At 67.8% G+C, this 25,306-nt stretch carries 20 protein-coding genes; 5 read left to right on the top strand and 15 right to left on the bottom strand.

Annotated elements, in window-relative coordinates:
* Window positions 1-62: 62 nt before the first annotated feature.
* From ACYKG1_RS17085 to gap, 5 genes are all read right to left on the bottom strand, one after another.
* Window positions 63-716 carry an HAD hydrolase-like protein gene (locus ACYKG1_RS17085; RefSeq protein ID WP_478470971.1) on the bottom strand — a complete coding sequence of 218 codons (654 nt, stop codon included), beginning with the start codon at window positions 714-716 and terminating at the stop codon, window positions 63-65.
* Window positions 713-1,888: a phosphoglycerate kinase gene (locus ACYKG1_RS17090; protein ID WP_478470972.1), complete on the bottom strand. Its 1,176-nt coding sequence runs from the start codon at window positions 1,886-1,888 to the stop codon at window positions 713-715. The genes ACYKG1_RS17085 and ACYKG1_RS17090 overlap by 4 nt, the downstream gene beginning before the upstream one ends.
* A 707-nt stretch (window positions 1,889-2,595) precedes the next feature.
* Window positions 2,596-3,972 (bottom strand): DUF3999 domain-containing protein, encoded by a 1,377-nt coding sequence (locus tag ACYKG1_RS17095; RefSeq protein WP_478470973.1) that lies wholly within the window; start codon window positions 3,970-3,972, stop codon window positions 2,596-2,598.
* Window positions 3,969-6,656, bottom strand: a complete 2,688-nt coding sequence (locus tag ACYKG1_RS17100) for a DUF2339 domain-containing protein (protein WP_478470974.1) — start codon at window positions 6,654-6,656, stop codon at window positions 3,969-3,971. Before ACYKG1_RS17100 ends, ACYKG1_RS17095 begins: the two co-directional genes overlap by 4 nt.
* 125 nt (window positions 6,657-6,781) lie before the next feature.
* On the bottom strand, window positions 6,782-7,786 hold the full coding sequence (gene gap / locus ACYKG1_RS17105) for a type I glyceraldehyde-3-phosphate dehydrogenase (RefSeq protein WP_005414333.1): 1,005 nt from the start codon (window positions 7,784-7,786) through the stop codon (window positions 6,782-6,784).
* Between the two features lie 193 nt (window positions 7,787-7,979).
* Here gap and ACYKG1_RS17110 point away from each other — a divergent pair, with 193 nt between their 5' ends.
* The 3 genes from ACYKG1_RS17110 (at window position 7,980) to ACYKG1_RS17120 (ending at window position 10,796) form a co-directional block, all read left to right on the top strand.
* Window positions 7,980-8,609 (top strand): OmpW/AlkL family protein, encoded by a 630-nt coding sequence (locus tag ACYKG1_RS17110; protein ID WP_478470975.1) that lies wholly within the window; start codon window positions 7,980-7,982, stop codon window positions 8,607-8,609.
* A gap of 556 nt (window positions 8,610-9,165) precedes the next feature.
* Window positions 9,166-9,984, top strand: a complete 819-nt coding sequence (locus ACYKG1_RS17115) for a S1/P1 nuclease (RefSeq protein WP_478470976.1) — start codon at window positions 9,166-9,168, stop codon at window positions 9,982-9,984.
* Between the two features lie 11 nt (window positions 9,985-9,995).
* Window positions 9,996-10,796 (top strand): MBL fold metallo-hydrolase, encoded by an 801-nt coding sequence (locus ACYKG1_RS17120; protein ID WP_262227628.1) that lies wholly within the window; start codon window positions 9,996-9,998, stop codon window positions 10,794-10,796.
* 56 nt (window positions 10,797-10,852) lie between these two features.
* On the opposite strand, the gene ACYKG1_RS17125 is transcribed toward ACYKG1_RS17120, so the two are convergent.
* Genes ACYKG1_RS17125 through ACYKG1_RS17135 form a run of 3 tightly spaced genes read right to left on the bottom strand, consistent with a single transcriptional unit; the run spans window position 10,853 to window position 12,973 of the window.
* Window positions 10,853-11,416, bottom strand: coding sequence for a hypothetical protein (locus tag ACYKG1_RS17125; protein ID WP_262083775.1), 564 nt, complete (start codon window positions 11,414-11,416; stop codon window positions 10,853-10,855).
* Window positions 11,413-12,615, bottom strand: a complete 1,203-nt coding sequence (locus ACYKG1_RS17130; protein WP_478470977.1) for a M56 family metallopeptidase — start codon at window positions 12,613-12,615, stop codon at window positions 11,413-11,415. Before ACYKG1_RS17130 ends, ACYKG1_RS17125 begins: the two co-directional genes overlap by 4 nt.
* The gene (locus tag ACYKG1_RS17135; protein ID WP_010484077.1) at window positions 12,608-12,973 is read right to left on the bottom strand and encodes a BlaI/MecI/CopY family transcriptional regulator; all 366 of its coding nucleotides are present in this window, start codon (window positions 12,971-12,973) and stop codon (window positions 12,608-12,610) included. Before ACYKG1_RS17135 ends, ACYKG1_RS17130 begins: the two co-directional genes overlap by 8 nt.
* A gap of 118 nt (window positions 12,974-13,091) precedes the next feature.
* Between ACYKG1_RS17135 and ACYKG1_RS17140 the strand changes: the two genes are divergently transcribed.
* Both ACYKG1_RS17140 and ACYKG1_RS17145 read left to right on the top strand, forming a co-directional pair.
* Window positions 13,092-13,649, top strand: a complete 558-nt coding sequence (locus tag ACYKG1_RS17140) for a flavin reductase family protein (RefSeq protein ID WP_478470978.1) — start codon at window positions 13,092-13,094, stop codon at window positions 13,647-13,649.
* 35 nt (window positions 13,650-13,684) lie between these two features.
* Window positions 13,685-15,637: an acetyl-CoA hydrolase/transferase C-terminal domain-containing protein gene (locus ACYKG1_RS17145; protein WP_478470979.1), complete on the top strand. Its 1,953-nt coding sequence runs from the start codon at window positions 13,685-13,687 to the stop codon at window positions 15,635-15,637.
* Window positions 15,638-15,781: 144 nt separating this feature from the next.
* Here the strand turns inward: ACYKG1_RS17145 and tkt are convergent, their stop codons facing one another.
* The 7 genes from tkt to ACYKG1_RS17180 all read right to left on the bottom strand — a co-directional run bounded on the left by tkt (window position 15,782) and on the right by ACYKG1_RS17180 (window position 25,301).
* Complete coding sequence (tkt, locus tag ACYKG1_RS17150) at window positions 15,782-17,779, bottom strand: transketolase (protein WP_100473769.1); 1,998 nt, start codon at window positions 17,777-17,779, stop codon at window positions 15,782-15,784.
* Window positions 17,780-17,994: 215 nt separating this feature from the next.
* Window positions 17,995-19,314: a dicarboxylate/amino acid:cation symporter gene (locus ACYKG1_RS17155; RefSeq protein ID WP_100473770.1), complete on the bottom strand. Its 1,320-nt coding sequence runs from the start codon at window positions 19,312-19,314 to the stop codon at window positions 17,995-17,997.
* A gap of 57 nt (window positions 19,315-19,371) precedes the next feature.
* On the bottom strand, window positions 19,372-21,087 hold the full coding sequence (locus ACYKG1_RS17160) for a BatD family protein (protein WP_478470980.1): 1,716 nt from the start codon (window positions 21,085-21,087) through the stop codon (window positions 19,372-19,374).
* Window positions 21,084-22,922, bottom strand: coding sequence for a VWA domain-containing protein (locus tag ACYKG1_RS17165; RefSeq protein WP_478470981.1), 1,839 nt, complete (start codon window positions 22,920-22,922; stop codon window positions 21,084-21,086). Before ACYKG1_RS17165 ends, ACYKG1_RS17160 begins: the two co-directional genes overlap by 4 nt.
* The gene (locus tag ACYKG1_RS17170; protein ID WP_478470982.1) at window positions 22,919-23,923 is read right to left on the bottom strand and encodes a vWA domain-containing protein; all 1,005 of its coding nucleotides are present in this window, start codon (window positions 23,921-23,923) and stop codon (window positions 22,919-22,921) included. The genes ACYKG1_RS17165 and ACYKG1_RS17170 overlap by 4 nt, the downstream gene beginning before the upstream one ends.
* A complete protein-coding gene (locus ACYKG1_RS17175) occupies window positions 23,920-24,375 on the bottom strand; it encodes a DUF4381 family protein (RefSeq protein ID WP_478470983.1) in 456 nt (151 codons plus the stop codon). The genes ACYKG1_RS17170 and ACYKG1_RS17175 overlap by 4 nt, the downstream gene beginning before the upstream one ends.
* The gene (locus tag ACYKG1_RS17180) at window positions 24,372-25,301 is read right to left on the bottom strand and encodes a DUF58 domain-containing protein (protein ID WP_478470984.1); all 930 of its coding nucleotides are present in this window, start codon (window positions 25,299-25,301) and stop codon (window positions 24,372-24,374) included. The genes ACYKG1_RS17175 and ACYKG1_RS17180 overlap by 4 nt, the downstream gene beginning before the upstream one ends.
* Window positions 25,302-25,306: the final 5 nt, after the last annotated feature.

Genomic DNA, 25,306 nt, shown 5'->3' on the forward strand with positions numbered 1-25,306 from the left:
ATACGCTGGCGCAGGGATCGGTTCTGCAGAGCCGAGCACGGGCTCGGCTCTGCAGCAGTAGGCTAGGCCAACAGCGTTTCCAGCTGTGCCGGCTCACGGACGAGCTGGCCAGCACCGGCGGCGGTAAGTTCCTCCTCACCGCCAAAGCCCCACAGCACACCGACACTTCGCAGGCCATGATGGCGCGCGCCTTCGATGTCCATGCGGCGGTCGCCGATCATCCAGCACTGCGTGGGCTGTACCTGCAGCCGACGCAATGCCTCGCCGACAAGTTCCGGCTTGTGGCTGCGCGAGCCGTCCAGGGTCGAACCGACGATCTCCTCGAACAGCCCACCGAACGGCAGGTGGGCGAGGATGCGGCGCGCGTGCGGCTCGTTCTTGGCGGTAACCACCGCCAAGCGATGACCACGGCCATGCAGCGTGCGCAGCGTGTCTTCCACCTGCGGGTATACCGTGTGTTCGCGCCAGCCTTCGACGTCGAAACGCTCACGGTAGTAGCCCACCGCCTGCTCTACCCGCGCCGGCTCGACGAACAACGGCGCGAAGGTGGTACGTAGCGACGGACCGATCCAGCCCAACAGCGTCTCCTGCGGCGGCACCGGATGGTCCATCTTCTGCAGCGCATAGGCGATGCAGGCGGTGATGCCCACCTGCGAATCGATCAGCGTGCCGTCGAGGTCGAAGAACAGGACATCCTTGCTGCGCTCAGCACTCATGCGCCGCGCGCGACGAGAGCGGCGACGGCCGGCAGGGTCTTGCCTTCCAGGAACTCCAGGAACGCGCCACCGCCGGTGGAGATGTAGCTGACCTGCTGGGCGATATCGAACTTGTCGACCGCCGCCAGGGTGTCACCGCCGCCGGCGATGGAGAATGCCTTCGAGCTCGCGATGGCGCGGGCCAGCGCTTCGGTGCCCTTGCTGAAGGCTTCGAACTCGAACACACCGACCGGACCGTTCCAGACCACAGTACCGGCTTTCTCGATCAGCTGTGCGTACTGCGCGGCCGTCTGCGGGCCGATGTCCAGAATCAGATCGTCCTCGGCGACAGCGTCGACCGCCTTCACTTCGGCAACAGCGTCCGGCATGAACTGCTTGGCGGTTACCACGTCGACCGGCAGCGGGATATCGGCGCCACGTGCCTTGGCGTCAGCGACGATCTTCTTCGCGGTGTCCAGCAGGTCCGGCTCATACAGCGACTTGCCGACGTTGTAACCGGCGGCAGCGATGAATGTGTTGGCGATGCCACCACCGACGATCAGCTGGTCGACCTTGCCGACCAGGTTGGCCAGCAGTTCCAGCTTGGTGCTGACCTTGCTGCCGGCGACGATGGCCAGCAGCGGCTTGGCCGGTGCGTCCAACGCCTGCGCCAGCGCGTCCAGCTCGGCCATCAGCAGCGGGCCACCGGCCGCCACCGGGGCGAAGCGGATGACGCCATGGGTCGAGGCCTGCGCGCGGTGTGCGGTACCGAAGGCATCCATCACGAACACATCGCACAGGGCGGCGTACTTCTTCGACAGGGCTTCGTCGTCCTTGCCCTCGCCGACATTCATGCGGCAGTTTTCCAGCAGCACCAGCTGGCCCGGCTGCACGTCGACACCGTCGACCCAGTCACGCACCAGCGGAACCTCGCGGCCCAGCAGCGCGGACAGGCGCTGCGCGACCGGCGCCAGCGAGTCGGCCTCGCTCCACACGCCTTCCTTCGGGCGCCCCAGGTGCGAGGTGACCATCACCGCCGCGCCCTGCTCCAGCGCGCGCTTGAGCGTCGGCAGCGAAGCAGTGATGCGCTGTTCGGAGGTGATGCGGCCATTCTCGATCGGCACGTTCAGATCCTGGCGGATCAGCACGCGCTTGCCGGAGAGGTCGAGGTCGGTCATGCGGACGATGGACATGGGCAACTCTTTGGCTCAGGGACGGGATGCCGGGCTACGGCAGGCGGCCATTGTATCGGGTGCGGCTGGCGGGAGGGTCGATGCCTGCGGCAGGCAGAGGCGCAGGGCAACAGCAACGGCAACGGCCAAAGCCAAAGTGCTGGCGCTTCGTGGTGCTGTGAATGGGCCGGGGTGGTGTGGGCTGGCAGGGGACGCCGTAAACCCCGCTCCGCGGTCCGGCCCAGCCGCTGGCGGCTGTGCGTTCGGGCGCTTGCGAAGCAGTGCTTCGCAAGCAAAGCACCCTCACCCATGGGGGCTTGGCCGCGGCATCCATGCCGCGGACACCCCTGCCAGCCCACACCGCCCCGGCCTCGACAGGTTCATGAGGCAGAGCGGATGGCAAAGGCACAAGCAGTGTGTGGTGTCGGATGAAGAACGAAGCGGTCAGATCCGTTTTCCTACGGAAAACGGATCTGGCCCCGAGGGTCGTCGAGCGAAGCGACCCGCTTCCGCTCTTGCTCTTCTTATTTCTCTTCCGTGGGTGGACGCACACGGAAACTGTCAGAGGCCGGGCGGGTGGGCTGGGCAGGGGTATCCGCGCCATGGATGGCGCGGCTAAGCCTACAGGGACGTACTTGCGGCGTCCCCCTGCCCAGCCCACCCGCCCGGCCAGGCGCGGCTTTTGCTTTACGCGACCACCCACGAGGGGCTGCGCCGTTCGCTGGAACCTATTCCGAAGGCGCAGGCTTCTGCCGAAGCAGGCTGAGCGCCAGCCCACCCACCACCAGCACGCCCAGGCCCAGCAACGCCCACAGCAACCACGATTTCCAATCGTGCTGCGGCTTCAGCGCCGCATCGCCGGCGAGTGGTTCCGGGCTGCCCTCCAGTCGCGCCAGCGTCGGCTGCCACGACGGATCATTGCGCTGCCGCAGCTCTTCGATCAGCACCCCGATCGGTGCGTCCGTGCGACGCGCGGTCGCGCTGCCCACCGCCAGTGCGTAGGGCGCTGCACCCTGGCTCAGGAACACCAGCACTTCCGGCTGGTAACCCAGGCGCAGCGTCGGCGCGGTGGCGGTTTCCGCCGGATTCGCCACCAGCTTCCAGTAGCGGTCACGGTGCACGCCGCCCAACGGCTGCGCCGCCGACTGCTGGCGCTGGCCCTGCGTGCCCTGCTGCACCTGGTAGGCGATCCACGGTGCACTGCGGCGCTGCCACTCCGCACTCTCGTCATCGCGACTGAACAGCGTCCATTGCACCAGGCTGTTGTCGGTGCTGGCCACATCTGCGCGCGCCACCGGGAACCGGCCATCCATCTCGAAGGTGTACTCGCCCTTGCCTTTCAACGTTGGCTCCAGCGACAGCCATTCCCACGGCACGGTCGCCGGCGCTGGCGGCAATTCCGCCAGTACGCCACGCAGGCTCGGCAGGCGCGAATCGCCCTGCGCAAGCACGCGCAGGTAACGTGCAGTGCCATCCACCTGCAGCCGGCGTTGCAGCAAGCGCTTGCCGGCGCGCTGCAGATCCACCAGTGGCACGTCACTGCCAATCGAGCGCCAATGCTGCAGATCGTCGCTGGCGTCCAGCTGTACCTGTGCCTGCAGTGGCTGGCCGCTGTCGGCCCAATCCAGCACCAGCGCTGCCAACGGCTGCTGGTCCAGCATGCTGGCGTCGATCAGCCAACCGCCCTGCCCGTTCGCCACCGTCCCGCCACTCACCCGTGCCTCGACCCGGCGCACGCGGCCATCGGTATCGCGCTCGGTCAGCAGCTGCAGGTCGTTGCGCTGGGCATCGGCCAACGGCGGCAACACGAACCACGGCAGTTCACGCTGCACAGGCGGTTGCGCCAGCGGCTGGTCCGGTGCCAGCAGTGCCGACGGCAACAACTGGCTGGCCGCATTGAACACCTGCAGATCGCTGAGATCGGGGCTCACGGCACGGCGGTAGATCGCCGGCTCCAGCACGATGCGGTAAGCACCGGACTGCGCGCTGGACAACGTCAGCGGCCATTGCTCGGCATACTGCGTGCGGTAATCGGCCGCCTGCACCACGACGGCGGCCAGCATGCCGAACATCGCCGGCAGCAGCGCCCTGCTCCACTTCCTCATTGTTTTTCCTCCACGGACGGCGCCGCGCTCGGCGGTGCCGGTGCCAGATAGCCCACGACCGTGCACAGCAGGCCGTAGGCGATGAACGATGCGATGCCCAGCAGATTGCCCAGGTGCTGGCGATCGACAACAACCAGCTTGGCCAGCACCACGCCCATCAGCACGGCACCGACCATCCACAACACACGCTGGCCACGACGCGAACCCCACACCCAGGCGATCACGCCGAGCACGCTCCACAACACGGTCAGGCTGGTCTGCGCCAGGCTGAAGCGCATCATCGAGGCGTTCCACGACAGGCCACCCCATTGGTGCACGCCGTGCAGCACCAGGCTGGTCAGTGCGACGAAGGCCGCCAGTGCCAGCAACGGCATGCGGATATTCAGCAATGCTTGCGGTGCCTGCGGTCGCTGATCGCCGTAAAGCCAGCGCGCCAGCAGCAGCAGGCTCAACCACTGGCCGATCTCGGCCGGATTCAGCACCGGCAGCCACAACAGCGGCGCGGCGTCGCCCGGCAGCAGCTGGCCGAACAGCCAACCGATCGACAGCAGGCCGAACAGCACGCATTGCAGCGGCACGCGCACGCTGTCGAAGGCCTGCCCCAGCGGCCAGCGCAGCGCGTTCCAGCGCCATAGCGACAGCGCCGCCATCAGCAGCCACGGCAAGGTCACCAGCAGGGTGGTCCAGCCCTGCGCCAGATCGGCTTCGCCGCCGCCCCACAGGGCCAACAGCGATAGCAGCGACGGCCACAGCAGCCACCACAGGAACTGCGCGATGCGGGCCACGGTATCGCCGCCCTGGCGCAGGCACAGCAGGGTACGCACGCCCAGCACCGCGAACACCGCCCAGGCCAGCGCGCCGTAGCCGGCGAACGGCTGGTGGTGCGCATCGCTCTGCATCAGCGCCAGCGGGAAACCGAGCGCGAGCATGGCCAGTGCGGTCACGCCCAGCGCACGCGCCGGCTGGCGGCGCTGCACTTCGGCGGCCAGCCATGCAGTCACCGCAGCCAGCACCAGCAACGCGTCCGCTTCGGTGCGGTAGGGGAAGAAGCGGGTGATCTCATGGACCAGGCCACCCAGCCACCACAGCAAGCCCCACAGGTAGTACACCAGTGCGATCTCATGACGCGGCTTGCGCTGGTAGCTCCATGCCGACGCGAAGCCGGCCAGGGCCAGCAACAGCGCGCCAATGGCGGTCGGGTTGATCAGGAAGCGCAGATCCTCATGCCAGTGGTCGCCGCCGGCGACGAAAGCGAATGCGGCGCCAATCTGCAGCAACGCGCCAGACACCTGCGGCAGCCAGCGCTTCTGGCGCAGGCCCAGCCAGGCCAGGCCGGCACCTTCCAACGCGAACACTGCACCGGTGGCGCGTGCCGACAATGCCAGCGGCACCGCCAGCGTGGCAAAGCCCACCGCAAGCACGGCATGCGACTGCGCCAGCATGGTGTACGACGCACGCGCGATCAGTGCCCGTGCCAGTACCGCGTAGATCGCGGCCAGGCCCAGCGCACACAGTGCAAGCGTCATCGGCTGCTCGTGCAGCATGCCCGCCTGCAGCGAGAACGCGACCAGCGGCGTGCCGAACACCAGGCTGCCATCGATCAGGTCGCGCCGGCCGGCTGGCTGGCGGCGCGCGTACAGCAGCGGTATCAGCAGGTAGAACACGAAGAACAACACCAGGAACGGCTCGGTGCTGCTGAACTTGCCAGGTGCGTACTGCAGTACGCCCCAGAAGGTGCCGATGCCGAAGGTAAAGGCGAAGCCCAGCAGGTTCAGCGCGCGCCATGGGCGGAACCAGGCGATGGCGAAGATGCCCGCGTTGAGCACCGCGTAATAGCTGAACAGCCCCACGTGGTTGCCACTGCCGGTGGACAGCCACAGCGGTGCCATGAAGCCGGCCAGGATGCCCAGCACGGCCAGCGTGCGCGAGTTCTGCACCACCGCCAGCACGCACAGCCCGGCCACCAGTGCAATGGAACTGGCGAAGGCGACGCCCGGCGGAATCAGGTCGAAGCGCTTGAATGCAGCGAAGATGGTCAGCAGCAGCACGCCGATGGCACCGCCCTGCAAGGCCAGCGCAAACAGGCGGCGGCGCTCGCGCTGGTGCCAGCCGAAGGCCAGCAGGCCAAGCGCACCCACGGTGACGCCGGCCAGGCGCAGTTCGATCGGCAATACCAGCCAGCCCTGGTCACTGACGTACTTCAGCAGTGCAGCGACGCCGGCCAGCAGCACCAGCATGCCGATCTTGACCGGCACGTTGCCTTCGGTGAACCAGCGCTTGACCGCACCGATGCCGCGCTCGATGACGTTGGGCAGTGCCGGTTCGGATGGCAGCGGCGGCTGCACCGGCACCGGCGGTACCGGCGGTACCGGTGGTGGCGCGACAGGTTGGGCAACAGGCGCCTCGGTGGGCGCGGCTTCGCGCACCGGTGGCTGCGGGGGGGGCGGCGCAGCAGCGGCGACCGGCCGCAGGAACGGTGGATCGGCACTGGCTGCGGGTGTGGCCACAGGCCGTTCAGGCGCGGGCGCGGTCGCGGCCGGCCTGGCGGTGGCAGGCGCGGCGGTCATCGCGCTTTCCAGCGCAGCAACGCGGCGGCGCAGGCCGGCGATCATCACCAGCGCCACTACTAGCAGCAGCGGGATGGCCAGCAGGACCAGTACGACCAGGGCTATCAGTGCTTCCATTGCGTGCTTCCATTGCGTTCCCGCGCCCCAGCGGCAGCGGTCGACCGCCCCATGCTACGACAGGGTGGGTCCCATAAACGACGAACCCCGGCCAGGCCGGGGTTCGTCTGCGATCTGCGCCGGCCTTACTTGGCGGCGATGACCTTGGCCATTTCCAGGCACTTGTTCGAGTAGCCCCACTCGTTGTCGTACCAGGTCACCAGCTTGACGAAGGTGCCGTCCAGGGCGATGCCAGCATCGGCGTCGAACACCGAGGTGCAGGTTTCGCCGCGGAAATCGGTGGCCACGACCTTGTCTTCGGTGTAGCCCAGGATGCCCTTCAACGGGCCTTCGCTCTGTGCCTTCACTTCAGCGCAGATCTCGGCGTAAGTGGCTTCCTTCTCCAGCTCGACGGTCAGGTCGACCACCGACACGTCCGAGGTCGGGACGCGGAAGCTCATGCCGGTCAGCTTCTTGTTCAGTTCCGGAATGACCACGCCGACGGCCTTGGCCGCACCAGTGGACGAGGGAATGATGTTTTCCAGGATGCCACGGCCGCCGCGCCAGTCCTTGTTGGACGGGCCATCGACGGTCTTCTGGGTGGCGGTGGCCGCATGCACGGTGGTCATCAGGCCGCGCTTGATGCCCCACTTGTCGTTGATGACCTTGGCCAGCGGCGCCAGGCAGTTGGTGGTGCACGACGCGTTGGAGATGATCGCCTGGCCAGCGTAGGTCTTGTCGTTCACGCCGTACACGAACATCGGCGTGTCGTCCTTCGACGGGGCCGACATGATGACCTTCTTGGCGCCGGCATCGATGTGCTTCTGCGCGGTTTCCTTGGTCAGGAACAGGCCGGTGGCTTCCAGCACCACGTCGGCGCCGACTTCATCCCACTTCAGGTTGGCCGGGTCGCGTTCCTGGGTCAGGCGGATCTTCTTGCCGTTGACCAGCAGATCATTGCCCTGCACCGCCACGTCGGCCTTGAAGCGGCCGTGCACGGAGTCGTACTTGAGCATGTACGCCAGATAATCCGGCTCCAGCAGATCGTTGATGGCCACGATTTCGATGTCGTCGCCGAAGTTCAGCACCGCCGAGCGCAGGACGTTACGCCCGATGCGACCGAAACCGTTGATACCAACCTTGATTGCCATGTTCTCAAGCTCCTGCGGCCGCGACAGGTGCGGCGGGATGGATAGGGCCCACAAGTCTAGCAAACCGGGGCTGGCCACCGTGGGCCAGCCGGGGCCGGCATCAGGCCGACGGACAGGATTTGATCCGGATCAAAGCGTTAGCGCGGCTTGAGGCCGACACTGGCCCCATCCACCCAGCAACGAGAACACCCCCATGCGCAAGACCTCCCCCCTGATCGTGGCCAGCCTGGCCGCCGCCCTGTCGCTGGCCGCCGCCCCGGCCATGGCCCAGTCCAAGGGCGACTGGACCCTCTCGGCCGGCGTGCACCAGGTGGCGCCGAAGTCGAACAACGGCTGGCTGGCCGGCGGCACCCTGAAGGTCGACGTCGACAACGACGTCAAGCCGACCATCACCGGCGAGTACTTCATCGCCGACAACCTGGGCCTCGAAGTGCTGGCCGCGCTGCCGTTCAAGCACGACATCAACATCGATGGCCTGGGCCGCGTGGGCAGCACCAAGCAGCTGCCGCCGGTGGTGACCCTGCAGTACCACTTCAACAGCAAGGGCAAGGTGTCGCCGTTCGTCGGCGCAGGCGTGAACTACACAACCTTCTTCAGCGAAGACACCACCGGTGCGCTGGCCGGCAGCAAGCTGAGGCTGCAGGATTCTTGGGGCCTGGCCGCACACGCCGGCGTGGACTTCGCGATCGGCGAGAAGGGCGCCCTGCGCGTGGACATGCGCTGGATCGACATCGACAGCAAGGTGAAGTTGAACGGCGAGAAGATCGGCACGGTCAACATCGATCCGCTGGTCTACGGCGCTTCGTACGTCTTCAAGTTCTAAAGCGGTGTTTGAGTGCGGGGGCTTCGCCCCCGTTCCCCGCTACACGCAAAACCCTCGCAGCATGTTGCCCCGGTGATTACCGGGGCTTTTTTTTTCGCGAAAAGCACCGGCTTCTGGAATTGGGCGGAGAGGGTGGGGTGATCGGGACACGCCGTAAATACGTCCCTGTAGGCTCGATCGCCGCATCCGTGCGGCGAACGGTCCCGATCACCCCACCCTCTCCGCCCTTCCCATCTGCGCGCGCGTGCCAGCTCAAGCAAAGGCAAGAGCAGAACCCGAGCATCCGAGGCGCAATGATTGCCTGTAATTGCAGGAGGCCGATTTTGATCCTGCATTTGTTTTTGATGTTGCCTTTGACGTTTGCATCCGCCTCCGCGGCCATGTCTGGACGGGAGCGCAGAGGGAGGGGCGGCGGGACCGTTGGCGCCATGGATGGCGCCATCGAGCCTCCAGGGACGGATTTACGGCGTGTCCCGCCGTCCCTCCCTCTGCGCTCCCACTTCGGAACAGGTAACGCGCCGCTCTTCAATCCACCCACCCCGCTTAGAATGTGCGCATGAAAGCCCTGCACTCCCTCTTCCTCGCCGCCGCCCTGGCGCCGGCCCTGCTGTCCGTCTCCGCTCCCGCCCATGCCTGGGGCGCGCAAGGCCACCGTCTGGTCGCCGAAGTCGCCGACGCCCGCCTCAACCCCACCGCCCGCGCCGAAGTGGATCGCCTGCTGGCCACCGAGCCGGATGCCACCCTGGCCAGCATCGCGCCGTGGGCCGACCAGCTGCGCGCCAAGGACCCGGGGCTGGGCCGTCGCTCGGCCGGCTGGCACTACGTCAACATCGCCGAAGACAACTGCCATTACGAAGCACCGAAGCACTGCAGGAACGGCAACTGCATCGTCGAAGCCCTGAAAGCACAGAGTGCCATCCTCGGCGATCGCAGCCTGACCGACGGCGAGCGCCTGCAGGCGTTGAAGTTCGTCGTGCACCTGGTCGGGGACATCCACCAGCCGATGCATGCCGGTTACGCCCACGACAAGGGTGGCAACGATTTCCAGCTGCAGTTCGGCAACCGCGGTACCAACCTGCACTCGCTATGGGACAGCGGCATGCTCAATACCCGCAAGCTGGACGATGCTGGCTATCTGCCGCTGCTGCAGAGCCAGCGCGCACCGAAGCTGGCGCGCCAGTCCAACCCGCAGCGCGACCCGCAGGCCTGGGCCGAGGCCAGCTGCCGCATTTCCATGCAGGCTGGCGTTTATCCGGCCTCGCGTAAAATCGGTGACGAATACACCGAGCGCTACCGGCCGCTGGCCGAAGCGCAGCTGCGACTGGCCGGTGAGAACCTGGCGCAGTTGCTGAACCGCGTGCTCGGCACGCGCTGAGGAGGGTTCCGATGTCGGTCCAGGTGCAGTCGTTCTTCCACCGCGACAGCAATACCTTCAGCTACCTGGTCAGCGACCCGGCCAGCGGCGAAGCGGCGCTGATCGACCCGGTCCTGGACTACGACCCGGATACCGACGCCAGCAGCGAATCGCCGCTGCGCGCGGCGTTGCAGGCCATCGAACAACAGGGCCTGCAGCTGCGCTGGTTGCTGGAAACCCACGCCCACGCCGACCATGTGTCGGCCGGGCGCCGGCTCAAGCAGCGCTTTCCGCAGGCCACGCTGGCCATCGGCGAAGGCATCCGTGCGGTGCAGGCCACCTTCGCACCGCGCTATGGCCTGCAGCTTCCTGCTGCGGATGAAATCTTCGACCACCTGTTCAGCGATGGCGAAACCTTTGCCGTTGGCAAGCTGCGTGGCCAGGTGATCGCGGTACCGGGCCATACCAGCGACAGCATCGCGTACCTGATCGGCGATGCGCTGTTCACCGGCGACTCACTGTTCATGCCCGACGGCGGCACTGCCCGCTGCGACTTCCCGGGCGGTGATGCCGCGCAGCTGTACCGCTCGATCCAGCGCCTGCTGGCGCTGCCCGATGCCACCCGCGTGTTCGTCTGCCACGACTACGGCCCGGGCGGCCGTGATTTCGCCAACGAAACCACCATCGGTGAACAGCGAGCGCACAACATCCACGTGCACGACGGCGTGGACGAAGCGGAGTTCGTCAGTGTGCGCCAGGCCCGCGATGCGACGCTGGACGAACCCAAGCTGATGCAACCGGCGGTGAAGGCCAACATCCAGGGCGGAGCCTGAACCACGCGGTTGTGCTCGCCGGGCATGGCCCGGTGCTACCCGGGCATCGCGAGCGATCATTTCCCCTGCGTACGCACCACGTGCTGGCCCTTCACGATCTCGAAGGTGAAGGCGTACTGCAGGGTCACCGCCACCGGCTCGACCCGTTCGGCGCCGCGACAGTCGCCGCGGTCGGCAGGCACCTTGCCAGCCGCGAAGTGGCAGACCGCTGCAGGCGAGTACTTCCACATCGCCACGGCGTCCTGCGCAGCCTGCAGCAGGGGCGCATTCTCGCGTGCAGCCCCTGCGGCGCAGTCCTGCCGATCGGTCAGCGGCATGCTGCGTTCGACGCTGCCCTGCGCATCCACCACCACCTGCAGGCAGATGGTGGTCGGCGCCAGTTCCGCGCGCGGATCACGATCGCCGACCTCCGGGTCCGGTGCCGCGTAGAGCTGCGGCATCCGGTAGCCCTCGGTCGCACCCAGCGAATACACCTGCAGCTGCCCACTGCCGCCGCCCGCCTGCGGCTGCAGGCGCTGGTGACCGACATTCTCGCTGCGGGTATCCACCGTGGCCAGCCGCTCCTGGCTCGCGCATCCGGCCAACAGCGCCACCGCCATCAACAGCGGCGCGCACTTCACTTCGCGTCCTCGGTGTCGTCCATGGCAAAGGTGATCGGAATCTTCACTGCGCCTGCCACCGGCTTGCCGTTCTTCATTGCCGGACGATAGGTCCAGCTGCGCGCTGCAGCGATCGACACCGCGTCGAACACGCCCGGATTGGTGGCACTGAGCACCTGGACATCGGTGGGACGCCCCTGCGCATCCACTTCCACGCGCAGGTTCACCACGCCTACCTGGCGCTGATCGATCGCCGACTTCGGGTAGGACGGCGGTGGCATCTTGTCGACCTGGATCTCCCGATCCATGGCCGCCGCTGCCGGGCTGCCGGCCATCGTATTGCCCTGGCTGGCCCACGCCACCGCTCCCATTCCCAGGCACAGGCCGACCACCAGCACCTGACCCGACACCCACGGCAATGCCTTCCGCTTGGACTGTTTCAACATGGCGATACGCTCCTTCAACACGGGTTGGCTGCGCCAATGGCAGACCGCCGGCGCAACCGGGTGGACCAGCTGCGCCTTCAGCAGCGTGCTGGCGTAGAGGCCGCGCAGCGCCGGCTGCGGGGCCATGGTGCGGGCGTCGCAGGCCAGTTCCTGGTCGCGCAGGAAGCGGCCCGCAGCCCACGGCAGAAGCGGGTGGAACCAGAACACCGCGCGCACCAGCAGCAGCGCACCGTTGGCCCAGTGATCGCCATTGCGCCGGTGACTGCGCTCGTGCTGCAGGATCAGGCTCTGTTCCTGTGCGGTGAACTGCTGGTCGAAGTCGGGGCCAACCACGATGCGGGGGCGCCACAGACCGACCAGTGCGGGCAAGCCGGGATCGCCACTGGCCTGCCAGCTGCCATCGACTCGCGGCCTCAGTGGCCCCATGCAGCGTTCAAAGCGACGCTGCGCGCGCAGGTCGCGCAGCAGGCAGATGCCCACGCCCAGCCCCCAGGCCATCAGCAACAGCCACGCCCCAGGCAACGACGGCGCAGCCACAGCGTCGGCGGTCCCCGGCACCACGTTCAACGGCAACGTCGGCACATGCTGCAACAGCGCAACCTGTGGCAGCGGCAGCAACAGCGCCACCAGCAGCAGCGGCAGCAGCCACCAGCTGCGGTAGGCCAGCCCAGCGCCCCCCAACCGCACCAGCAGCGGTCGCAGCACCGCCAGCAGGACCACGCCCACGGCCAGCCACAGGCTGGCCTGCCACAGTCCGTCGAGCAGCTCAGTCATGGTCCAGCTCCTGGATCAGCTTCTTCAGTTCGGCGATGTCCTGTGCACTCAGCTGGCCCCGTTCGCTGAAGTGCGCGACCAGCGGCGCCACGCGCCCTTCGAAGACACGGCCGATGAAGTCCTGGCTCTGCGCCTCCACCCACGCCTGTCGCTGCAGCAGCGGCCGGTACAGGTAACGCCGTCCATCGCGCTCGGCGGCGATCGCGCCCTTGGTCAACAGGCGGTTGAGCAGGGTCTTGATGGTCGGCTCGGCCCAGTCGCGATGGGCCAGCGCGGCCACCACGTCATCGGCGCTACGCGGTGCCTGCTGCCACAGCACCTCCATCACAACGGCTTCGGCTTCGCTGATCGGGGTCATGGTTTACATCCGTAATCGACAATTCGATTACGCGCGTAATCAGACTCCCTGTCAAGCCCCTCGACTCCAGGTTCATCCCGGCTGCGCCAGCATCGATGCCTCCCGCCCTTGGCCCCGGATGAAAGCGCTGCCCAAGAAGGATTTCCCGGTCGAGCAGGCCCGCCGCTTCCTCGAACCCGGCCCGATCGTGCTGGTCAGCACGGCGTGGCGCGGCCAGCGCAACCTGATGACGATGGGCTGGCACATGGTGATGGGGTTCTCGCCCTCGCTGGTCGCCACCTACCTGTGGCACGAGAACCACAGCCATGCGCTGGCGCGCGGCAGCGGCGAGTGCGTGATCAACGTGCCCGGCGTGGAGCTGCTCGATGCCGTGGTGGATATCGGCAACTGCAGCGGCCGCGAGGTCGACAAGTTCGCGCGTTTCGGGCTCGACGCACTGCCTGCGCGCGAGGTCGGCGCGCCGCTGGTCGGGCAATGCCATTCGTGCTTCGAATGCCGCCTCTACGACGACAGCCAGGTGGCGTCGAGCAACCTGTTCATCTGGGAAATCGTGCGCGCCCATGTTGCGCCCCGGCCGAAACTGCCGCGCACCGTGCATTACCGCGGCGATGGGCAGTTCATGGTGTCCGGCGCGGAAGTCTCGCGTCGACGGCGGTTCAAGCCCGACATGCTGTAATGCCCGCACTCCCCCCACACGCAGGACCGCCGCGCATGACCGAACACCTCACCGACCTGGACGCCGCCGTCGACTGGTTGATTGCGCGCGTGGACGGGCCGCTGCGGATCGGGGCACCGCTGGCGCTGGGCAAGCCGCATCGGCTGCTCAATGCCCTTTACGCGCGTGTGGAGCACGATCCTGCGCGGCCGCTGCAGCTGTATACCGCGCTGTCACTGAATCCACCGAAGGCACGCGGCAACGGCCTGGAAGCACGCTTCCTGGCGCCGTTCGCGCAGCGCCATTTCGGCGACGATTTCCCGCGGCTGGCCTATGCCGATGCGATCGCGCGCGACGCGTTGCCGGCACATGTGAAGGTGGAAGAGTTCTACATGCAGTCCGGTGCCCTGCTCGGCTCACGGCAGGCGCAGTCCAGCTACACCAGCCTGAACTACACCCACGCCGCCGACGCGGTGGCGCAGCGCGCACCGCAGGTGATCGTGCAGAAGGTGGCGATGCGGCCCGATGACCGCCGGCTCTCGCTGTCGTGCAACAACGACATCACCCAGGACACGCTGGATGCGATGACTGCGCGTGGGCTGCCGCGCCCACTGCTGGTCGCCGAGATCGATCCGCAACTGCCCTACATGGGTGGCTCGGCCACGGTCGATGTGTCGTTCTTCGATCTGGTGATCACCCCGCCGCCGCCGTATCCAGCGCTGTTCGGCCTGCCGCGGCAGCCGGTCGGCTACGCCGATTACGCCATTGGCCTGTATGCCAGCACGCTGGTTCGCGACGGCGGCACCCTGCAGATTGGCATCGGCACGCTGGCCGACGCGCTCAGCCATGCGCTGGTGCTGCGCCACACTGACAACGCGCGCTACCGCCGCGTGCTGCATGCGTTGGATCCGCAGCTGGCCAGCCACCCGCTGGTGCAGGAAATCGGCGGCGTGGACCCGTTCGAGGTAGGCCTGTACGGTTGCAGCGAGATGCTCAACGAGGGCTTCCGCCGGCTGGTGCAGACCGGGGTGATCAAGCGCAAGGTGCACGACGACCTGGCGCTGATGCAGCGCATCGAGAACGGCAGCACCCTCTCCATCGACCATGCCACCCTGGCCGCTGAAGGCGAGTACCTGCACGGCGCGTTCTACCTGGGCTCCCCGGAATTCTACGAGTGGCTGCGCACGCTGCCGGAAGACGAGTGCCGCGCCATCGGCATGCGCCGGATCAGCGAGATCAACCAGTTGTACGGTGGCAACGAGACGCTGGAACGCCTGCAGCGCCGCCATGCGCGCTTCTTCAACTCCTGCATGATGGCCACCGCGCTGGGCGCGGCGGTGTCGGATGCGCTGGACGATGGCCGCGTGGTATCCGGCGTGGGCGGCCAGTACAACTTCGTGGCGATGGCGCATGCGCTGCCCGAGGCGCGCAGCGTGCTGATGTTCCGCGCCGCGCGCGATGACAGGGGCCGGCGCGAATCCAATGTGCGCTGGAACTACGGCCACACCACCATCCCGCGCCACCTGCGCGACATCTACCTCAACGAATACGGCATCGCCGATCTGCGCGGCCTGACCGACGAGGACTGCGTGCATGCGATGACCGCGATCACCGAGGCACCGTTCCAGGGCGGCCTGCTGCAGCAGGCACACGGCTCGCGCAAGCTGCTGGCAGCCGCGCAACCGGATCCGCAGCGCCAGCAGCGCAACACGCCGCAGGCCCTGGCCGCGGCACTGGCCCCCTTCCGCGCCGACGGCAGCCTGCCCGACTATCCACTGGGCAGCGATTTCAACGAGATCGAGCAGGTGCTGGTGAAGGCATTGGGCTGGCTGAAAGCCAACACGCAGACCCGCGGCGACAAGCTGCGTACCGTCTGGGCAGCGCTGCGCCAACCTGCCGGCGATGGCGATGCGGTGTACCTGCAACGCATGGGCCTGCAGGCACCGAAGGACTTTGCCGAACGCCTGGATGCGCGCCTGCTGCGTCTGGCGCTGGCGCGCACCGCCTGAGAAAAGGGGACGGAGGGGATTAAGTCGTTTTTGCACAAACGACTTAATCCCCTCCGTCCCTTTTTCTCTACTCTGGAGAACGAGAAAGGCCGGCTTGCGCCGGCCTTTCCCTTGTTGCACCGCGAGGTTGCACCGCGAGGCGGCTTACAGCGCCTTGGCGGCTTCCACCACGTGGGCGGTGGTGATGCCGAAGTGCTTGTACAGCTGGTCGGCCGGGGCCGAGGCACCGAAGGTGTCGATACCGATCACGGCACCGTCCAGGCCGACGAACTGGCGCCAGAAACCGGTGACGCCGGCTTCCACGGCCACGCGCTTGCGCACGGCGTTCGGCAGCACCGATTCACGGTAGGCCGCATCCTGGCGCAGGAACACGTCGGTGGACGGCATCGAGACCACGCGGGTCTTGATACCGGCCGCGTCCAGCTGGGCCTTGGCTTCGGTGGCCAGCGAGACTTCCGAACCGGTGGCGATCAGGATCACGTCCGGGGTACCGGCGGCATCGGCCAGCACGTAGCCACCGCGCTCGATCTGGGCGATCTGCTCGGCGTTGCGCGGCTGGTGCGGCAGGTTCTGGCGGCTGAACACCAGGCAGCTCGGGCCGTCCTGGCGGGTGATCGCGGCCTTCCAGCTCACTGCCGACTCGACCGCGTCGCACGGACGCCACACGTCGTTGTTCGGGATGTAGCGCAGCGAGGCCAGGTGCTCCACCGGCTGGTGGGTTGGGCCGTCTTCGCCCAGGCCGATCGAGTCGTGGGTGTAGACGTGGATGGCGTGGGCCGGGATCAGCGCGCTCATGCGCACGCCATTGCGGGCGTAATCGCTGAACACCAGGAAGGTGGCGTCGAACGGAATGAAACCACCGTGCAGGGCCAGGCCATTGGCGATCGCGGTCATGCCGAACTCGCGCACGCCGTAGTACACGTAGTTGGCGTTGGCGTCGTCGCTGGCGACCGACTTGCTGCCCTTCCACAGGGTCAGGTTGGAGTGCGCCAGGTCGGCCGAGCCGCCGACGATTTCCGGCAGCAGCGGGGCGTAGGCTTCGATGGCCAGCTGAGAGGCCTTGCGCGAGGCGATCGTCGGGCCTTCAGCGGCCACCTGGGCGATATAGGCATCGGCCTTGGCAACGAAGTCGGCCGGCAGCTCGCCGTGCGAACGGCGGGTCAGCTCGGACGCTTCAGCCGGGTACTGGCTGGCGTACTTGTCGAACAGCTGTTCCCACTCGGCCTGGCGCAGGGTGCCGGCGCCATTGGCGCGCCATCCGTCGTAGATCGCCTGCGGGATCTCGAACGGGCCGTACTCCCAGCCCAGCTGCTTGCGGGTGGCGTCCAGCTCGTCCTTGCCCAGCGGTGCGCCGTGGCTGGATTCCTTGCCCGCCTTGTTCGGCGAACCGAAACCAATGGTGGTGCGGCAGCAGATCAGGGTCGGCTTGTCGCTCTGCGACAGCGCGGCCTCGATGCCGGCCTTGATGCTTTCCGGGTCATGGCCATCGACGTCGCGAACCACGTTCCAGCCATAGGCCTCGAAACGCTCCGGGGTGTTGTCGGTGAACCAGCCCTCGACGTTGCCGTCGATGGAGATGTGGTTGTTGTCCCAGAAGCAGACCAGCTTGTGCAGGCCCCAGGTACCGGCCAGCGAAGCGGCTTCATGCGACACGCCTTCCATCAGGCAGCCATCGCCCATGAACACCCAGGTGCGGTGGTCGACCACTTCCAGCTCCGGGCGGTTGAAGCGCTGTGCCAGCAGCTTCTCGGCCAGGGCGAAGCCCACGGCGTTGGCGAAACCCTGGCCCAGCGGGCCGGTGGTGGTTTCCACGCCCGGGGTCTCGTGGCGTTCCGGGTGACCGGCGGTGTGGCTGCCCAGCTGGCGGAACAGCTTCAGCTGCTCGATCGGCAGGTCGTAGCCGCTCAGGTGCAGCAGCGCGTACTGCAGCATCGAACCGTGGCCGTTGGACAGCACGAAACGGTCGCGGTTGAACCAGTGCGGGTTGCTCGGGTTGTGGCGGAGGTAGTCGTTCCAGAGGACTTCGGCGATGTCGGCCATGCCCATGGGCATGCCGGGATGGCCGGACTTTGCGGTTTCAACCGCATCGGCGGCAAGGAAGCGGATGGCGTTGGCCAACTGGCGACGGGTAGGCTGCGTCATGGTTCTGTCGGAATCGGGAGGCGGCCGCGGACGTGCGGGCGGCCTATTGTCCCATAGTCGCCGGGCGGGGGGTCGGTTCACCTTGCCCCGGTAGGGCCGGCCGCTGGCCGGCACCTGCATGATCGACGCTGGATTCCGCATGCGAAAGGGGGCCGGATCCTTTCCTTGCGGGAAGGGATCCGACCCCCATCAGGTCGCCATCAGTGGTCCCGGACTCAGTCCTGCTGCGGGCCCAGCGCCGGGCCGTCGTGGGACTCGCCCTTGGCCACCAGCGTGGTCAGGGCCAGGTCGCCGGTCACGTTCAGGGCGGTACGACACATGTCCAGGAAGTGGTTCACACCCAGGATCAGGCCGATGCCCAGCGGGTTCACGCCAACCATCGCGCAGATCATCGCCACCACCGGCAGCGATCCCGACGGCACGCCGGCGGTACCGATGCCACCGAGGATGCAGACGGCCATCACCATGATCTGCTGGCCAATGCTCAGGTCCACGCCGAAGAACTGGGCCAGGAAGATCACCGTCACGCCTTCGAACAGCGCGGTGCCGTTCTGGTTGGCGGTGGCGCCTACGGTCAGCACGAAGCGCGAAACACGCTGCGGCAGGCCCATCTGGTCGGCCACGCGCAGCGCGGTCGGCAGGGTGGCGTTGCTGGAGGCGGTGGAGAACGCCATCACCGTCGCTTCCTGCGTATCACGGAAGAACGACAGCGGCGAGCGACCGGACAGCCACACCGCGGTACCGTAGGTCACGAACATGTGCAGGCCCAGCGCCAGCACCACCACGCCCACGTAGGCGCCCAGGCGGATGATCAGCTCGAAACCGAACAGCGCGGCCAGGTTGAACATGAAGCAGGCCACCGCGTACGGGGCCAGGCGGATGACCAGGTTGATCAGGGTCATCGAGATTTCGAACACGCCTTCGATGGCGCGGCGCAGCGGGGCGACCTTCTCGTTGTCGGTCAGCACCATGCCGATGCCGAACATCAACGCGAAGAACATCAGCGACAGGATCGCGCCATTGTCCGACGCCGCCTGCAGCACGTTGCTCGGCACGATCGACAGCAGCATGTCCATGCCCTTGGGCGTGCCATGGATGCCCGCGACGATTTCCTTGCTGCGCTCGGCGTTCTCCGACAGCATCAGTGCTGCCGTCTGCGGATCGACGCCCGCACCCGGCTTGAGCAGGTTGACCAGCACCAGGCCGATGCCCACGGCGATGCCGGACAGCAGCACGGTGTAGGCCAGCGTCTTCCAGCCGATGCGGCCGAGGGCGCGGATGTCGCCCATCTCCGACACGCCCATGATCAGCGCCGAGAAGATCAGCGGCACGATCAGCATGAAGATCAAGTTGAGGAACAGGCCCGACGCCGGGGTGGTGACGTAATCCATTACCCACTTGGCACCGGCCTGCAGACCATCGACGCTGCCGCCCAGGGCGTGCACGATCAGTCCCAGGACCAGGCCGATCGCAAAGCCGATGCCCATCTTCCAATGCAGGGGCAACTTCTTCTTGTCGGCAGCAGCTGCTGTCATACGCGGGTTTCCTCGAAAAATGAATGCACTCTAACAAAGCGCGCAAGCGGCGCCGGTTCAGGTTCGCCGCGGCGGATACAGCGGCGCCAGGCCAGTGTCAGCGGTACCCGCGGCCGCCGACCAGTGCGGTCCGTCACGGAAGACTTCGCGCAGGCGCGAACGCAGCGGCGCCAGATCACCCTGCCCGCCCCAGCGCGCCTGCTGCAGGTCCTGCAGCACCTGGCGCTGGGCTGCATCCCCGAGCCGCGCGATGACCTGCTCGATGCGTTCAACGCCGGCCATCGCACACAGCTGTGCTTCCACCTGGTCGAAACCTTCACCATCCAGCGCTCGGCGCAGTTCGGCCAGGCCGGCACGCCCGCTCGCCACCGTCGGCACAGAGGGCTTGCCGGCTACAGGTGCCACGGCACGCGGGCGCCGGCCTCGTTGCCAGCCCCACAGCAGGGTCAACAGCCACAGCAACGCCAGGCCGATGGCCGCCGCCATCCACGGCCACGGACGCTCGGACAGCCCGCTGGCGCGTGGATCGGTCGCGGCGATACGCGCGTCCTGTCCATCGCTGCCGGGCAGCGCGGCAGCGGTGTCGATCGGTGGCAGCGATGCCGGCGAGGCAGTGCCCGCGCCGGTGCCAGCTGCAACGGCCAGCGTCAGGTCTGGCAGCTTCGCTTCCTGTGCCTTGCCGTTGCGTACATCCCACCAGGGCAGGCGCGGCCCCGGTACCACCAGCGAACCCGGCTGGCGCGGCACGATCGAATAGCGGCGGGTGATCTTCAGGCGCGGCGTGCTGCCGTTGAAGGTCTCTTCGTACTGCGCGGGTTCGGCGAACACCTGCGCATTGGCGCCGACATCCGGCACCGGCAGATCGGTGAACTGTGCGCGCGTCGCGCCTTCGGCAATCGCTTCGACCACCACGTTGGCCGCCTCACCGGTGCGGGCGCTGGTCGGCGCACTGGTGTAGCGCAACTGCAGGCTCTGCAGGGGCAGCCACGGCTGCGGCGCCTGCGCCGGTTGTGCCTGCACCTGCAGTGTGCGGTCGGCGCTGGTGGCACTCATGCGGCCGTCGCCACCACCGAAGAAGTCATCGAAAAAGCCACCGGCGCTGCGTCCGTTGAAACGCGCGCCGGCCAGCTTCAACGCGCCACTGCGTTCGGGGATCAGCAGGAAACGCCGTTCGACCACGTTGTAGCGGCGGCCGTTGACCTGGCGCACATCGGTACGGTCGTCGCCCACGCGCTGCAGCGACGCACCCGCCGGGGTATCCAGCACCAGTTCGCCGGAGGCCAGCTGCGAGGCGAAATACAAGCGCACCACCACGCCCACGCTCTGCTGCACATACGGCGTATCGTCATCGACAACGGTTTCGATGAAGGCCATCGCATTGCTGTCCGGCCCGGCCACGGTGGCCGCATCCACCTGCAGCGTCAGCGGCGCGGTGCGCACACTGCCCACCTGCAGGCCCGGCACCACCAGCGCGCCGCTGCGCCGTGGGGTCAGCGCCACGCCATACAGGTTGCGCTGCTGCATGCTGCCATTGCTCCACTCCACCTGGCGGCTGCTGGTCTGCCCGCTCAGGTCGAAGTCGCTACGCAATGGCGTGAAGTCCGGGGCACCCTGGTCGCTCTCGACATTGAGGGTGACGGTATCGCCCATCGCGATGCGGTCGCGATCCAACCACGCGCGCGGCTGAGCCCACGCCAGCAGCGGCAGCCACAGCAGCAGTGCCACCAGTACCTGTAGTGGCCAGCGCCCGTGCATGTTGATCGCCCGCGTCATCGCCCTTCCCTCTTCCTGCGTTCGTTTTCCAGCTGGAACTTGGCCCGCAGCAATGCTCCCGGATCATCCGGCACACGTCGCATCCACGCCTCCACGGCCTGTTGCTCCTCGCGTTGGCGCGGGGTGGCGCCTTCGCTGCCTGGCACGGGCTTGCCCTCCTGTTCGCCCTTGCCCTCGCGTGCCTGCTGCATTGCCTGCTGCATGCGCTGGCGTTGCTGTTCGTCGGCCTGCGCCTGTGCCTTGGCATCTTCCACCTGCGGCGGTGCCTGCTGGCCATCGCGGCCACGCTCGCCAGGCTGAGGCTTCGACTGCGCGTTGGTGTCACCCGCCTTGGGCGGGTCCTGCTGGCCCGACTGCGGCTGGCCCTGGCCGGGATTCTGCTGGCCCTGCTGCGGCTGCCCCTGTGGATTCTGCTGGCCCTGCGAGCCCTGCGCCTGCTTCTGCTGCCCGTTCTGCGGCGGCTTCTTCTGATCCTGGCCCTGGCCGCCACCGGATTGCCTGCGCTTGCGTGCAGCATCGACCACGGCACGGTTGGCCACCGCATCGGCCATGCCCGGATGCAGTGCCAGCGCGCGGTCGTAGGCGGCGATCGCGTCGTCGTAGTGGCCTTCGCGTGCCAGCGTGTTGGCCAGGTTGTACCAAGCGGCATCGTTGTCGATGCCTTCGAACTGTTTGCGTGCAGTGGCGAAGTCGCCCTTGCGGTAGGCCTGCACCCCGTCGGCCAGTCGCTGGTGCTGCACCTGATCGCTACGCTTCCACAGCGTGCCCTGCGCCGGCTGGGAGGCAGGCGTCGCAGGGGCCTGCGCCTGCGCGTCATTCATCCACGGCAGCAGGCCGACCGCGAGCACCGCGGCCAGCACCGCGCGACGACGGAAGGCCAGCAATGCCAGCAGCATCACCGGCGGCAGCAGCCAGAAGCCTTCGTCACGCCACTGCTTGCCTTCGCCTGGCCGCTGCGCCGCCGTGCCTTCGCGCGCGTCGAGTACGCCGAGCGCACGCAGATCGCTGCCATCGGCCGAAATGCGTGCATAGCGTCCGCCGCCGGCCGTGGCCACCGCGCGCAAGCTGCCCTCATCCAGCGCAGCCTGGCGGATCTGCCCGCTGCCATCGCGGTAGGCCGCACCGGCAGGCGTGCCCAGGCCCAGCACCGACACCTGCAGGCCCAGGCCGCGCGCCTGTGCCGCCGCCAGTGCAGCTTCGCTGTCCGCCTGATCGCTGACCAGCAGGATCTGCCCCTGCAACGCACCGATCTGCCGCATCAAGCGTGTCGCCCAATCGATGCCGCGGTCGGCACGCTGGCCATCGCGCGGCATCACGTCCGGCGACAGCGCATCCAGATACAGCGCAACATTGCTGCCGTCGTCTGTCAGCGGTGCCACGGTGTAGGCATCATCGGCGTACACCACCAGCCCCACCTGCCCGCCTTGGCGTGCGCGCAGCAGCTCGCCCACTTTCGCTCGCGCCTGCAGCAGGCGCGACGGTGGCAGATCGGTCGCGGTGATCCGGCTGGACAGGTCCAGTACCACCAGCAACGGTGCGCTGGCCTGGAACATCGGTTGTGCCTGCTGCCGCCAGCTCGGACCGGCCATGGCCAGCGATGCCAGCGTCCAGCCGAGCAGCACCGCCCAGGGCAGACGTGCCCGCCGCCTTGCACCGGCGGCCAGCAGGTGCGGCAACAGATGTGCGTCCACCGCCTGCCGCCACACATCACTGCGCCGTTGCCGGTACAGCGCAAACGCGATGATCAGCGGCAGCGCCAACAGCGCCCACAGCCACTCGGGCCGCAGGAAGTGCAGTGCGTTCCAGTCGGGAAGATTCGAAGCAAACGCGATCATCGGCGACGCTCCGGCCACAGCCATGCCAATGCGCCCAGCAGCAACGCCAGGCCCAACGGCCACGCATAGCGTTCTTCGCGCGGGCGCAGGCTCGGGCCCTTTGCGGCCACTGGCTCCAGGCGATCAAGCTCGGCATAGATGCCGGCCAGCTGCGCGGTGTCACGCGCACGGAAGAACTGGCCGCCGGTCATGCTGGCGATCTTCTTCAGGGTGGCCTCGTCGACCGGATCCTGGTCGGTGGAAATCGGAATGCCGAACAACCGCATGCTGCCATCGCCGCCAAATGCAACCGTGTGGATGCGCACGCCTTCGGCGCGCGCCACTTCCGCCGCGCGCAGGGGCTCCAGCACACCGGCATTGCTGACGCCGTCGGTCAACAGGATCAGGACGCGCTGTCCCTCCGGCTGGCTGCGCAGGCGCTTCACCGCCAGGCCGATGGCATCACCGATGGCGGTCTCGCGTCCGGCCAGGCCGACCACGCTGTCGCGCAGCTGGTCACGCACGCTGGCCAGGTCCGCGGTCAGCGGCGTGAGCGTGTAGGCACGGTCACCGAAGATCAGCAGGCCGACGCGGTCGCCGGCACGGCGATCCAGGAAGTCGGCCAGCACGGCCTTGGCTGCGGTAAGGCGATCCACGGCCTGGCCGCCCAGCAGCATGTCGCCCTCGCCCATGCTGCCGGACACATCCATCGCCAGCATCATCTGCCGCCCCTGCTGCGGCGGCGTGATCGCATCGCCCAGCTGCTGTGGTCGCGCCAGCGCGACACACAGCGCGCACCACCCCAGCCACAGCAGCAGCGTGCGCAGCCACGACACGTCAACCCGACCACCACCAGACAGCGCTTCCAGTTCGGCAGCGGCATAGGGCACGCGTAGTGCGGCGCCCGGATCTGCGCGACGCTTCCACCAGCGCATCAGCAGCGGCAACGGCAGCGCCAGCAGGGCCAGCGGCCATGCCAGCTGCAGGTCCGGCCATGGCCAATAGGTCGTCCACAGGTTCATCGGCGGCGCTCCAGCAGCATCGCCAGGTAGCGTTCGCGGGCCCAGCTGCGCACGGCGGCCACGTCGTTGCTGTCGACGCGCGGGCGATAGGCGCCTTCGGCCAGCAGGCTGCGATGTGCAGCGGGCAGCGTGCCCTGCGGGTCCACACGCTGCCACCAGGCGTCATCGCGCAGCGATTCACTGCCCGGCGCCGCATGACGCGCGGCCCGGCGCAGCAGTCCTGCGATCGCCGCCAGTTCTGCTGCAGCGTCGGTGGTGGCTGCCAGCTCCTGATCGAACAACTGCAACCAGCGACGGCGGCGACGGCGACGGCGACGACGCCACATCACCACGGCGATCACCAGCAGCACCAGCACGACCGCTGCGCCGATCATCAGGTAACCGGGGGCTGGCGGCCACCATGACGGTGCCGGTGGCAGCTGCACATCGCGCAGCGGCAGAGCGGCGCTCATGCCGGCACCTCGGTCGGTGATGGCGCCAACCAGGCGTCGCTGGGTGCATCGGAGGACAGCACCTGCACGTCGACGCGGCGCGCACCGAGCTGGCGCCGCAGTTCCTGCAGCGGTTCAACGAAATGCGCCTGCCAGTGCGCCTGCACTTCGCTGCGGCGCAGGTCGAGACCGATACGCTGCTGCGCGGTCTGGAACTGCAGTGCGGCCGACGGCGGCTGCAGCTCCAGTGGATCGACCAGCAGCACCAGGCTGAGGTCGTGATGTTGGGCGAGCGCGCTCCAGCGCGCCGGTGGAATGCGGATGGCCTGCTGCGGATCGGCCAGCACCAGCATGCGTGCCCCGGGGCGCAGCACGCGACCGGCATGATCCAGCGCGCGCTCCAGGCCCAGATCATCGGCCGGCGGCTGTGCATACCAGCGGGTAAGCGCGTCGAGCACGCGCAACACGCCGCGTGGCCCACCTGCAGGAGCGATCGGCGCTTCGCGGTCGCTGCCACGCAGCGCGCCCACGCGGTCGCCACGGCGCTGCGCCGACCATGCCGCAACAGCGCCGGCGCGGGCGGCCTGCACCGATTTGAAGCGCACGCGGGTGCCGAAGTACAGCGCCGGCGAGGTATCGGCCACGATCAGGCTGACCCGCTCACGTTCTGCCTGGAACAGTTTGGTGTGGGCGCGGCCGGTACGTGCGGTCACGCGCCAGTCGATGTGGCGCGCGTCGTCGCCGGCCACGTACTCGCGCGACTCGGCGTACTCCATGCCGCGGCCGCGCAGCGGAGACGGTGCCTGCCCTGCGTTACCGGTGCGGCCACGCCGCGGCGGCGGCGGACGCTGTGCCAGCCGGCGCAGCGCGACCAGTTCGGCCAGCTGCGGGCGCAGCCCGTCACCTTCGAGCGCAGACGGTGCCTGTTCCAGGGATGGATCGGTCATGCGCA

The organism is Stenotrophomonas sp. 85239_Sma (assembly GCF_056481725.1).